Below are 13,257 nucleotides of genomic sequence, written 5' to 3' on the forward strand. Positions count from 1 at the left end.
TTTAAAAAGAACGGACTTATTAATAAACGCATATTTCCCCGCTCACGATACATTCGCCAACATTTATCAGCGCTTAAATAACATTAAACACTCCCCCGGAATCCTGGCCGTTCAGAACTTATTTATAAAACACTTATTGTATGCCTGTTTTTTACAAAAGAATTATTGCTCCAATCATCATTATTGTATTAAGCACTTTGCAGTTTCATTTTTTGCAGGCGCAGGACATTTGCGGATTTGACAAATATCAAAATGACCTTATGAAGGATCCGCAGTATAAGGCTTTTGTGATGGAAAAAAATGCGCAAATGCAAACTTATATTGCAACACATCCCAACCTGAAAATATCCCAAAGAAGTGCGGGCCCGTTATATGTCATTCCGGTGGTCGTGCATATAGTTCACACTGGAGAAGCAATAGGCTCTCTTTACAACCCTGGCGACGATCAAATAAAGGCAGCAATTGACTATCTCAATAGTGTTTACAATGGCTCTCTTCCAGGTATCGAAGGAGTTGGCGATGTGCAAATACAATTCGAACTTGCAAAAAGAAGCCCTGATTGTAATACGACAAACGGCATTGACAGAGTAAATGCGTCTTCCATACCGGATTATGCAACATATGGCGTAGTTCGCAACACAAGTTCCGGTGTACCAGCCAACCAGATAAAAGATTATTGCAGATGGAATACAGACAATTACTACAACATTTACGTTGTTAATAAAATTGACGGGAAAGACGGTACATCCGGCCAATATACCGGCGCATTTGCCGCGTTACCGTCGATCACCCCTGCATACGATGGCACGATAATACTCGCCAACGTTATGAGATCCGGCAACAAGGCATTGTCGCATGAAATAGGACATTCGCTTGACTTATATCACCCGTTTGAGGGCTCTTCACAATACAATCAATGCCCCGCAAATAATGATTGTACAAAGGATGGAGACTTTATCTGTGATACTGATCCTATTACCTTTAATCAAAATAATGGGGTAATTGATTTTACGTGTCGTACAAACACTAATTCATGCACAGGCAAACCGTATAGTATCAACACAGAGCACAACTTTATGAACTATACAAATTGTGCAACTCTTTTTACGGCAGATCAAAAAACCAGGATGCTGGCAGCCATGGCCACCTACCCGACAAGAGCTAACCTGGTTGCTAAAACAAACATGGCGCTGGTTCCTACAAACGCAACTCCTGCCTGCACGCCAAAAATCAATTTTGAGATAAAGGAAACATTGATACCGGAAGCGACATCTGCAACCCTCGACTGCAGAGGATATAAGGACTACACATTTAACATGAGCATAGGAAGTGCACCTGTAGGCGCTGATGCAGTTGTCCACCTAAATGTCTCCGGGACTGCCTATGCGAAAGCAGATTTTGATTTAACAACGAATGGCGACTTCAGCAATCCATCGACGGCACTTACATTTCCCGTTGGCTCAATAGCTGCACGATCCTTTACGGTAAGGGTGTATGATGACAAAGCAAATGAACCCACGGAGTCTGTTATTATTTCTTTTTCAGTATCTGGAAGCGGGGCTGTAAAAGGAGAACTGGCGCCAACGCTTACCATTAACATAGCAGATAATGACTCGCCGCCTATTATGCCGGGCACACCCGCCAGTTCTTCGATTGAAAACGGACTAACTTCCTTTGGCCTAAGAACATTCAATCAGACTACATACAGCAAGGTAAAATCACAACTGCTTTACACTGCCTCTGAGCTTACAGCAGCAGGTATACCGGCTAACGTGTCAATTAATAGCATTTCGCTGAACATTCAACAAAAAAACACAACAGCTCCATTTACGGACTTCACAATTAAGCTTACAAATACTTCAACAACTTTTTTAAGCGATGCGACAAAGCATCCGTTTACAGCGCTCACAACCGTAAAAACTTATAATTCCTACAGCACGTCTGCTGGCTGGAACGAGTTTACGTTTGACATTCCTTTTGTTTGGGATGGAGTTAGCAACTTAGGTATAGAGATTTGCTGGGATAATGGAACCACAGGCTCAGGCTCAGATTATGTTCTGGGTTATTTGGATGATGGAGGAGCAGCTTATTCTAATGTTATTTTTAGCAACGGTCCAACGATGAATTGTGCGACACCATCGTCGTTTACTGGCGCTACCAGCCCCGGTTACAAACCTAATCTTAAAATAACATACGGCCTGCCTGGCAATACAGTGGCTACCGCTATCTCAACATCTCAAACAGAATACCTCGGCCCCTATGCCGATGTGTATTTTGTTTCGGCTGCAGGTACTGTATTGGCACGTGTCAAAAATCTTACAGATCATGATTATGGCTGCACATCAGTTTCTATTGACAGGCAGGGAACAAATGCCAGCAAGTTCTGGGATACTGACCCGTCTCATTATCTGGCTGATAAAACATTTAAAATAATTCCGTCAAACAATACACCAAATGGCAGTTATTTGGTTTCACTGTATTACAAGAATGGAGAAATAAACGGATGGCGCACTACCACGAGCCAAAATCTTGATAACGCCCAAATCGTAAAAGTGTCCAATGGTTACTATGTCCCCGATGTTGCACCTGCTTCTCCGCATAGCTCGAGCGTCAGTTACGTGAATGCAACAAACAGTCAATATGCATCGGACTTTATAGTGAGTGGTAATTTTTCCAATACAGGCTTTTCAGGATTTGGATTAGGCATACCGGGTGTAACACCATTGCCAATTGATTTTCTTTCATTCAAGGGAGCAGCAAACAACAATAAAGCAATATTGGATTGGCAGGTTGCTACAAACAAGGGCATAAGCTTGTTTGAAGTGGAAAGAAGCGACAATGGCATGAACTATTCGAAGCTGGGGACAGTTTCTGTTTCACAGTTGCCGGAGATGTCTAATCATTATGTTTTTACCGACAACGATCCCCTGGAGGGAAACAACTACTATCGCATTAAAGAGATTGAATTAAACGGGCATATTTCATATAGCAAGGTTGTCACATTGAATTTTGCAGAGCAGGACAATTTCACTATTTATCCGAACCCTGTGCAAAGCATGTTAATTGTTGAATGCAATAAAGAAACAAGCAAAGCGGTGATGGCAACCATTTTCTCTATAGACGGAAAACTAATAAAACAAATAAAGGCATCGAATTTTGGCAAAAAAATGAATGTAGATGTTGTCAACTTGGCTGCCGGACAATACATCTTACGCCTGGTACCAGGAGATGGCAAAGTAGTTAATATGAAATTTATTAAGCAATAAGCTTCAAATCAGGTAGAGAGATGTGTGTTATGACAGCACTCAATCACCAGGTTTTATACTTAGCCTATTGATTGAGTGCTGTCCTTTTAGTTATGTTTGATTTTTTGGGGTGAATGCAATTCGGTTGAAAAAGGGCGAATGCAATTCGCCCCTACCATTTTCAATTTTCAATTATTTCACACTGTGATCGTTTGGAAAATCTTCTCCGCTCCATATTTTTTGTGCGCTCCATTTTTCTGCTGGCTTTGCCCAAAAATCATCTGTTGCAGGTAGACCGAGAGGCAAGAAAATATTTGAGCAGATATACGGACTTCCCGAGTTGTTATAGAAATCACCGAGGCTTGGTTGTGAGCCATACAAGCCAATGGTTAACCAACCTTCTTTCGTGTAGGTGGTTGGGCTTTCCAATGTTTTCCTGATCACGGCTGTCAACGCGCAGCGTACGCTTGCAGGTGAAAGTTGCGCTGGTAATCTCTTTCTCCATGCCATATCTGCAAGGTGATGAAATGCAGCACCGCGATAAATAATTGATCGACCCGTTGCAGGATACGTGCCGTCGGTGTTGATCAATCTTTCCTGGATGATCGCGTAACGCTCGTTTCGTTTATAAATCTTTGGGATCAATTCTTTGTACGCACTGGTCTTTGTTCCAATGATGTCGCAAATAGTAGCGAGATAAGGATGAATTACATAACTGTTGTAATAATCAAAAGCATAGCCTTCTCCATCGGAGTACATGCCATCTCCGCGGTACCATTGTTCCAGTTGCATCATTGCAAAGTCAACACGCATCGGATCCCACTCGTAGCCAAAGTTTGCGAAGAATGTTTCGTTCATAGCAGAGAAAAGCAACCAGTTGGAGAAAACAGGTTTGAACTGTCTTGTCGTTTTAATAGATGCCACCAATCGTTGCTTGCTTACTGTGTCAAGGTTTTGCCACAACCACGGCGCTCTTATAAAGGCGTAGGCGAGGTAGGATGCATCAACCAGCTGTTGGCCGCCGATGTCAAAACGCATGAAATCTTTTGCAGAAGAATCCAATGCATTCTTCACGCCTTGCAATGCCCACTGGCGATATTGGTTGCGTAACGCCACTTCTTCCGGCGCACCACCTTCAAGTTGCAGCCATGGAGCGATACCGCTTAGTGTGCGCCCCAATACTTCAAGGTAAGCGACTTTCTTACGATGTTCTGCATTATCAATATGTATGGAAACAGTAGTTGGCATGTTAATGCGCAAACTGTCGTGGGCAAGGCTTCGCATCACCGGTTGCACCATTTTATCTAACTGAGCGATCCAAAATTTCCGATCATCTGATCCCGTTACTTCGGTTTTGGTTTCTGTTTTTGTTTTGCTTTTTTTCTGTGCAAATCCAATGCTTCCAATACACAATCCACCTACTAGCAAGAGCCATTTTGTTTTCATAATAAACACGTTGATTATTTTATTGAGAATATTATTTTACCACACACTCCAAAACGCTTACCATTTCTGGCTTTAGATTCGCTTTACCTTCGCCATCCACCTGTTCTGCTTTCTGAACAAATAGATGCAGTCGGTGCTGTTTTTTCCAAAGCTCCGTATCGTATGTCGGTTCCCAGGCGCCTACGTTTTCTTCGTAAATATCTTTTACTGTCCAATTGTTTGCCGACAAATTCTCACAATAAGCTAATGAAATTTTACTGCCGCGTTCAGCATCGCGAAACAACAAGGCTGCTGAAAATTGTTTTCCTGCCTGCCATGCAACGATCTGCGGACGAGCGATAGGAATGCGTTTCGTTCCTGCGCCGCTTAATGAAAATGGTACTTTTCTAAACGACAAAGCATTGGCTTTCCACTCGCCATTTATTTTGTACACTACATGATACTGAGGCACACTGTCGTTCAATTCGCGCCAGTATGTGGCAATGTAAGGATTTCCTGATTTATCAGCGACCATGGATGTTTGATTAATCAACTCGCTGTGCTGAGGAATATGACTTACAACTTCTGCAGTTGAGGCGGTAATGGGTAGTGTATATTTTTCGCCGCCTGATTTTTGCCACGTCATACCTCCATCTTTTGAAACGGCATAGCACAAGTCATGATTGCTTGCTACATCCGGGCTTTCTCTCCACACCCATGAAATGTGAATACCACCCTGTTCATCTGTACATGCCTGCCAGTAAGCATTTCGCTGCCCTTCGCCGTCAATAAGATTTTGTTGTACGCTCTTCCATTGCTTGTCGTTAATGGAATATTTGTTGATGAGCAGGTTGCCATTTCCCGAGCCTCCATCGCGATAGAAGAATAACAGATCGCCATTTTGCAACCGGTAAAATTCAGGATAACTTACTTTGTCTTCGTGCATGCCGGTCATGCCGGTTTGCGACGAAAACTCAAGGGAGCCGGGTGATACAGACTTTGCATAATGCAACTTATTGTTATGATGATCCCATGCGATGTGCAGGTAGCCATCACCATCGGTCATTATGCTGATCACATTATGTGCATCATCTGCATTGCCGGTGAAAGCTGTTCGTTGCAGCTGCCATTTGCCGGAAGGCAATGTTCTTTTTCCTACGACAACAAATTTATCCTTGTCGTAAAATGCAATGTATTGTGTGTTGTTGTTTGTTACCAGGGAGTTTTTTCTAAAGACAGTGACGTTGACAGAGTTGTTTGCCCAGCCTTCACCAACGGCTGATGTGCCGGCAACTGTTATGCCTTTTTTCTGTGCGAGACAACCAAGGGTGCAGCATGCAATGATAAATAAAAGGCAATATTTGATCATGTTGTAAAACGCTTTTTTATTTCTTCAAGGTTTGAATTTATGCAAATAATCGGCAAAATCGTATCGTCATTGCGAGCCCTGCCGAGAATGAAGCTCACATTTAAACAAGATGCCTCTACTAAGCGAATCGGGCGAAGCAATCTCAGTGCTACACGCTCGCTAGAGATTGCTTCGCCCGCTTGCTAATCTTTGACTTTTATTTTTTTCATTTGATCATTCATTCTCCGCAGGGCTCGCAATGACGATGCATCAACGCTTAACAATTGTAGCACCTCAATCATTCCGCTTCAGTTATTCAGTTATTCAGTTATTCAGTTATTTCCTCTCATTCAACACTGGTTTACTCAAGCTGCTTAACTCTTCCTGCGGCTTCAGCAACTCCAGCACCACTACTTCGTTCTTTCCTTTTTTCAGCCACTCTACCGGAACATACAATGTTTGTTGTGGCCCTATGGACCAGTATCTGCCGAGGTTGTGGCCGTTTATCCATACACTTCCCTTGCCCCAATTGCGCATGTCGAGGTAAGTATCTCCTGTTTCTGTCAGATTAAAATATGCCCTCTTAAGTACGGGTTGATCTGTTGAAGATGCGGTCTTGGCAAACTTAATGTCGTCTATATGTTGAAAAGGCAATGAATACATATCCCAACCTTTCAACACTTTTCCATTCAACGACACGCTTGTTGTAATGCCTTTATTGTTCTTTAATAAGTTGGGACCAAAGTTGATGCGGCCCATGTTTTCAACGAGGATATCTATTGTTGCTTCGCCTGCCGGTAAATCAATGACAATGCTGTCTTGCTTCAAACGCCTGTCGAGAACGCCGATCCTTTTTCCGTTGACAAACACTATACCGTAGTCTCTTAATTCTTTTATTGATAACGTTCCGTTGACGCCGCCAGCCTGCTTGGTGCGATACAAAACAAATCCGTAAGGTTGGTGCAATGCTTCAAATGTTTGTGGCATTTCTGTATGAACCGGCTTTGGCAACATTGAAGTAAGGTTAACAGTTTCTATAAAATGAATAGTAGGTAAAATAATTGAAGGCTTTGCTGCAGGAACATCAGGCAATGGTTGATTTGCAGGAAGATGTTTTTGAATTACCTGCCTGAATTTCATAAACTTATCTGTAGCATTTCCTGCTTCATCGAGTGGCGCATCGTAATCATAGCTGCTGATCTGCGGCTCGTAGAAGCCCGAATCGTAACAGTTTGCTCCATTCATAAAATCTCTTGTGGTGCCGCCGTGAAACATGTACATATTTACAGAAAGACCTCCGCCTAGCAGCGTATCTAATCTCCCCATATATTTTTCTGCAGGTACAGTATGGTGAGTTTGCCCCCACCAGTCGAACCATGCAGGGTACCATTCTGCTACATAGAATGGTCCTTTATTGTTGTGATACTTTTGTACGATTGATTTTACTCTGCCCGGATTATCAGTTCCATTTACTGCCGGAAGAAAGCCGGGCAAATAGCCTTTCTCTACATCCTTTGCCGGATCGCATGTGTAAAGGATTCCGTCAAATCCTGCTTCGCGAAATAATTTTTCATTAATGGCTAAATACTCTTTGTCAGATCCATAAGAGCCGTACTCATTTTCAATCTGCACCATCAGAATATTCCCACCGTGTGTGATCAGATAAGGAGACAATTGTTTGCCTACCTGTAAAATATATTTTTTGTATGCTTCAAGGTACTTAGGGTTTTTGCTGCGCACGATCAATCCTTCTTCATCCTGCAGCCAGTATGGGTAACCGCCAAACTCCCACTCTGCGCATACATAAGGGCTAGGTCTTAACACGACCCACAATCCTTCTTCCTGTGCAATTTTTACAAACTCACTAATGTTACTATTGCCTTTGAAATCGTATTGTCCTTTTTGCGGTTCATGCACGTTCCAGAAAACATAAGTACCAATAGTATTGAGGCCCATAGCTTTCGCCATTTTCATTCTTTGTCGCCATGCTTCGCGCGGTACACGCGGATAATGGATTTCGCCGGAAATCATTTGAAAGGGTTTGCCATCCAGCAAAAATGCGGAATCGCCCAATGCAAATGTGTGCTGAACGTTCTGTGCGGTTAACTGTGGGCACAGCGCTATAAGACCCAATGAAAGGAATAGTAATATCTTCTTCATATCTCTCTTTATGGAACGGAATTATCGATTAAGAAACTCAAGACTTCACATATTAATGTCCTACGGACAAAGTTCTTTCTGTTGCATCGTTTCTATTGATATTGATGCCCTACGGGGCAAAGTTGTCATTGCTAAACACCTCCTATTTATGTTGACGATTATACAATCACCATTTCCCGTAGGGAAAAAATATCAATAGAAACACCAGCAATCCATCCTTTTTTGCCCGTAGGGCATTAATGAGCATTCAGCATTTCGTTACTAAACAATCATTTGAAAAATTGGCAGCAGTTTGTTGCTGCTGCCAATGTATTTTGTCTATTAGTTATATCCAGGGTTTTGTTCCAGTTTCGCATCTTTGTTAAGATCGATCTGGCTCTGTGGAATTGGCATCAAAAGGTTTGTTGTCGTAAGCCCTTTGATGGAATATGTTGCAGGATTTGCAACAGCGTTATATTTCAAAGCTCTGTCAACAAGTGTGCCCGTACGAGTCAATGTCAAACGCCTGTTTTCTTCACCTACCAGTTCTCTCGCACGCTCGTCAAGCAGGAAGTCCATTGTCATATCAGCAGCACTTACCTGTGGAGCTTGTGCTCTTGTGCGCAATGCATTGATTGAATTTGCAGCATCTGTTGTTTTACCTTGTTTGATCTGCGCTTCGGCGAGTAACAAATATGTTTCGCCCAAACGCATTAAGATAAAGTCTTTGAGTGTTGCATATCCAAAATCATCTTTAGGATCATAGAAACCCCATTTGGTAGAATACGGGCAGGTTCTGAAGATCGTATCTGCATTGTTAAGTGGCACCGGTTTGCCATAAGTTGCAGGGAAAGCCGGATCGTTATAGATTAATGTTCTGTGAATGTTGAATTGAGAATTTCTCATATCACCAGACGGATACAAACCATACAGGAACCAGTTGTTCAAACGCAAACGTGCAAGCCCTCTTCCACCCAGTGAATCACAAATCTTCATTCCTGAAATAGCATAGTAAGCAGCCACCCACACACGGCGTTGTTGGGCGTTATCCACGTTACCTCCTGCTACAGAGGAAGGATTCTCCTGCTCCAAAACCCAGAGCGCTTCCTTGTTACCTTGCACACGACGTTCGTTACCATACTGGAACATATCGGAGTAGTAATCTCCGGCTCTTCCTGTGTTAATACCATAACGTTTGCTGGTAAGGCTGAACTGACCACTGTTAATAATGGCTTGCGCCTGTTGTTCTGCGAGGTCATTTTTATTCATGCGCAGATAAGTTTCCGCCAGCAATTGCATTGCCTGGTATTTATTTGCACGGCCATATAGTTTTCCTTTTGAATTGCTTTTTACAGCTTCAATGTCGGGCAGGTTGGTTGCGCCAAATGAAAGGTCCTCTACAAGCAGCGCATTGATTGAATCTACGGAAGCGCGTGTGAAATCAGTTTTTGGAGTAGTGATTGGTTTTGTTACCAATGGAACTTTACCAAAACACTGTACCAGTTGATTGTAGCAATATGCCCTGAAGAAACGAGCTTCTCCATCTATCGCTTTTTTGCTGGCTTCGGTCATTCCTTTTAACGAAGGACTTTCAACGTTTGCAATGATCACGTTACAGTTGTTGATAGTTTGGTAGCACCATGTCCACACGCGGTTTGATGCACCATCTGTTGAGTTAAGCAAAGTGTAGTTGTAGTATGGCGTTTCGATTCCTTCCGGTTGGCCGCTATAAGCGATATCGGTACCTACCTGCCACACGCATAACCATCCCTGGTTGTTGGACCAGCAGAGATAGGCTGCAAGGCTGTTGTATAAACCTGTTGCAGAGGCTTCGAATCCGAGTGAATCGCTTAGTGTTGTTGGACTGTAGGCTGACATTGGTTTTTCATCCAGCCAGCTCTTGCTGCAGGACGAGAAAGTGAGCAGCCCTGCAAAAGCAATGAAGATTATGACAATAATTTTTTTCATATCGAATATATTTATCGCACTATCCATGAATGTTCTTTGTTCTCTTTTCTTCTTCATCATGAATGTATTTGTGCGTCTTTATAAAATGGTAGAATTATTTTAATGAAACATTTAAACCAAACACAAATGAACGGATGGTTGGATAGTTGTTTGTCCATGAACCAAGCGTACCGTCTGTACCTGTACCTCTTAGTGCTACGTTGTTTTCAGGATCCCAGCCGATCCATTTTGTCCATGTGTAAAGGTTTCTTCCACTGGCATAAGCTGTTACGCTTCCCAATTTCAGTTTATCTACCAGTCTTTGTGAAAAAGTATAGCTGAGTGTAATGTCTTTTAATCTTGTGTAGCTCGCATCTCTTGGATAAGCGTAACCACGTCTTCCTGTGTTGGCAGCGGTTGTAAGCGCAGGAAACTCCTGGCTCTTGTTTGCTGCAGTCCAGTAACCCACTTCTTGCGGTGTATTACGACGGCCAGACTCATCTACATAGTTCAGGTCGTTGTCATTTTTTGTAACGCCCTGTACCGTTTGCAAGAAGATGCTCAGGTGGAAATTTTTGTAATGGAAAGTATTGGTAAAACCACCCAGCCATTTTGGAGCTGTTTGTCCCTGTACAACGCGGTCGCTGTCAGCAGTAATTTTTCCATCGTGATTGATATCGGCAAATTTGATGAAGCCTGGTTTTGCTGATGGATCTTGTTTGGAAGCATCTTCCCCTTCCTGCCAGATACCTGTCATCTGGTAGTCGTAAATGATGCCCACTGGTTGACCTATGAACCATTTGTTACCCACATCACTTTTTCCATCTCCATAAATATCAACCCATTTGTTTTTGTTACGAGAGAAGTTGATGATGCTTTCCCAACGGAAATCATTGGTAACAATATTTTTCGTGTTCAATGTTACTTCAAAACCCTTGTTGTCAAGTTTACCGATGTTGTCATACACCGATGTAAAGCCAGTCATAACAGGAATGTTGCGGTTTAGAATGATACCGTCTGTTTGGGTGTGATAGGCATCAATTGAACCACTGATGCGGCTGTTCAGCACAGCGAAGTCAATACCAAGGTTCAGGCCTTTAGTAGTTTCCCAATGCAGGTTGCTGTTACCGAGGTTGTCAGCCACCACACCTGTTGAAACCAATCCATTGAATGGATATCTTGCCAATTTATCTTTTGTAATTGTCTGGTAAGGACCCGGAATTGCTTCATTACCTGTTTTACCATATGAACCTCTCAGTTTAAGGCTATTGATGGCTTGCAGGCCTTTCATAAATTTTTCATTGCTGATGTTCCATCCAAAGCCAACAGATGGGAAAACACCGTATTTATCAGTATTTGCACCCATTAAGGAAGAACCATCTCTTCTTACAGTAGCAGTGATCATATAACGGCTGTCGTAGCTATAATTTACACGTGCCATTTGAGAATTGATCCTGTATTGGTTCGCGAACGAAGCAGAAGTTTGAGTAGCACCAGCTCCAAGGTTGTTAAACGACAATTGGTCGTTGATGAAACCTACTGCACCACCTCTTGTTGAGTCGAACAACTTTTGTTGTGCACTGTACAAGCCTGTGAAATCGATATGGTGCTTGCCAAAGTCTTTTGTATAACTCAGGATATTTTCTACAATGTAGCTTCTTGTTTGTGTATTTGTTTTGCTGGCGGTTCCATTCAGGTCGTTTGCCATACGGCCAACGTAGCTACCTGCCAGTGTAGGCAAATACGTGTAAGCACCGTTCAGTCTGAATTTCAAACCTTTCAATGCGCCCGGGAATTTTATTTCCGCATAGCCGTTGCCATTCACATTCGTGCTACGGTTAACCTGGTCGGTGTACTGAGGCAACATCGGGTTGGTGTACAGCAATTCTGCATACATTGGATAGATAATGTATTGACCGTTTGCGTCTGTTACTTGTGCATAAGGGCTCATCGCCGTTGCATTCAGCATATTGATGCGGCCACCATCATAGTTATTGTTGGCAAAGAACAGAGAAGTACCCACGGTAAGAAAATCGGTGATATTAATATCGAGGTTAGAACGGATACTTACTCTTTTATAGTTGAATCCGATCAACGGACCTTTCTCATTCAGGTAGTCACCAGAAACATAATACTTCACATCTTTGTTTCCTCCGGAAATGCTAAGGTTGTGATCTTGTATGATACCTTGTCTGGTTACCACATCCATCCAGTCAGTGGTCTGACCAGAGTTGTAGTATGGAAGCTCGGCGATATTTGGTACATCGTACTGCGGAGTTAACCCGGATTGTGCGTTATAGTCTTTCCATTTTTGCACATAAGAAGCACCTTCTCTTGGTTTAAGAATGTGAGCGATATCTTCTGTACCGTAATATCCATTATAGCGGATCTGCGCTTTACCGCTTCCTCCTCTTTTTGTGGTAATAAGAATTACGCCACTTGAACCATTCACTCCATAAATAGCAACGGCAGAAGCGTCTTTCAAAATTTCAACCGAAGCAATATCATTCGGGTTAATATCATTAATAGAACCGCCGGTTTTGGTTAACGGAACACCATCTACCACCACAAATGGCTCTGTACTTGCATTCACTGAGTTTTGGCCGCGTATATTCACAGAGGGTGTTGAACCCGGAACAGATGATCCGGAAGTAACATTCATACCAGCCACAACACCTTGTATCGCCTGGTACACGTTGGTCACCGGCAACTCGGATAGCCTGGCTTTAGGCACAGAAACCACTGCACCGGTTACGTCTGATCTTTTTTGTGTACCATAACCCACCACTACTACGTCGTTCATCATTTTTGCATCGTCCTCTTTCATGATAACGGAAAGTGATTTATCGCTTTCCACTTTCACTTTGAATTCCTGGTAGCCTATGGCTGTAATGTGTAAAACAGCACCTTTGGCTGCATTGATCTTAAAGGCACCGTTGGCGTCTGTAGCAGTTGCGGCTTTGCTTCCCTCGACAGCAACAGTAGCACCAGTGATCGGAAGGTTTTTGGAATCTGCTACTCTTCCGGCAATCGAGAGTGTAGCATTTTGAGCGTAAGAAAACGGAGCAGCAAATAAAAAGCAGGCTATTAGCAATAGCAGCAGTTTGGTCTGCCGGTGAAGGCAGTGGTCTTTTTTCATATAACGTTTTTGTT

The 13,257-nt window shown here is 42.8% G+C and carries 6 protein-coding genes; 1 reads left to right on the top strand and 5 read right to left on the bottom strand.

Going from position 1 to position 13,257, the window contains the following annotated elements:
• The first annotated feature begins 140 nt into the window (after positions 1-140).
• The gene (locus KTO63_RS18805) at positions 141-3,266 is read left to right on the top strand and encodes a zinc-dependent metalloprotease (RefSeq protein WP_217793222.1); all 3,126 of its coding nucleotides are present in this window, start codon (positions 141-143) and stop codon (positions 3,264-3,266) included.
• A gap of 171 nt (positions 3,267-3,437) precedes the next feature.
• Here KTO63_RS18805 and KTO63_RS18810 read toward each other — a convergent pair whose 3' ends face one another.
• From KTO63_RS18810 to KTO63_RS18830, 5 genes are all read right to left on the bottom strand, one after another.
• Positions 3,438-4,691 (bottom strand): DUF2264 domain-containing protein, encoded by a 1,254-nt coding sequence (locus KTO63_RS18810; protein ID WP_217793224.1) that lies wholly within the window; start codon positions 4,689-4,691, stop codon positions 3,438-3,440.
• Positions 4,692-4,722: 31 nt separating this feature from the next.
• Entirely contained in the window at positions 4,723-6,039 is a 1,317-nt protein-coding gene (locus KTO63_RS18815; RefSeq protein WP_217793226.1) for a BNR repeat-containing protein, read from the bottom strand.
• A 315-nt stretch (positions 6,040-6,354) separates the two neighbouring features.
• On the bottom strand, positions 6,355-8,178 hold the full coding sequence (locus KTO63_RS18820; protein WP_217793228.1) for a glycoside hydrolase family 35 protein: 1,824 nt from the start codon (positions 8,176-8,178) through the stop codon (positions 6,355-6,357).
• 321 nt (positions 8,179-8,499) lie between these two features.
• On the bottom strand, positions 8,500-10,125 hold the full coding sequence (locus tag KTO63_RS18825; protein ID WP_217793230.1) for a RagB/SusD family nutrient uptake outer membrane protein: 1,626 nt from the start codon (positions 10,123-10,125) through the stop codon (positions 8,500-8,502).
• Positions 10,126-10,219: 94 nt separating this feature from the next.
• Positions 10,220-13,243: a SusC/RagA family TonB-linked outer membrane protein gene (locus KTO63_RS18830; RefSeq protein ID WP_217793232.1), complete on the bottom strand. Its 3,024-nt coding sequence runs from the start codon at positions 13,241-13,243 to the stop codon at positions 10,220-10,222.
• Positions 13,244-13,257: the final 14 nt, after the last annotated feature.

It is taken from the genome of Pinibacter aurantiacus (assembly GCF_019130065.1).
GTDB classification, from domain to species: Bacteria; Bacteroidota; Bacteroidia; order Chitinophagales; family Chitinophagaceae; genus Pinibacter; species Pinibacter aurantiacus.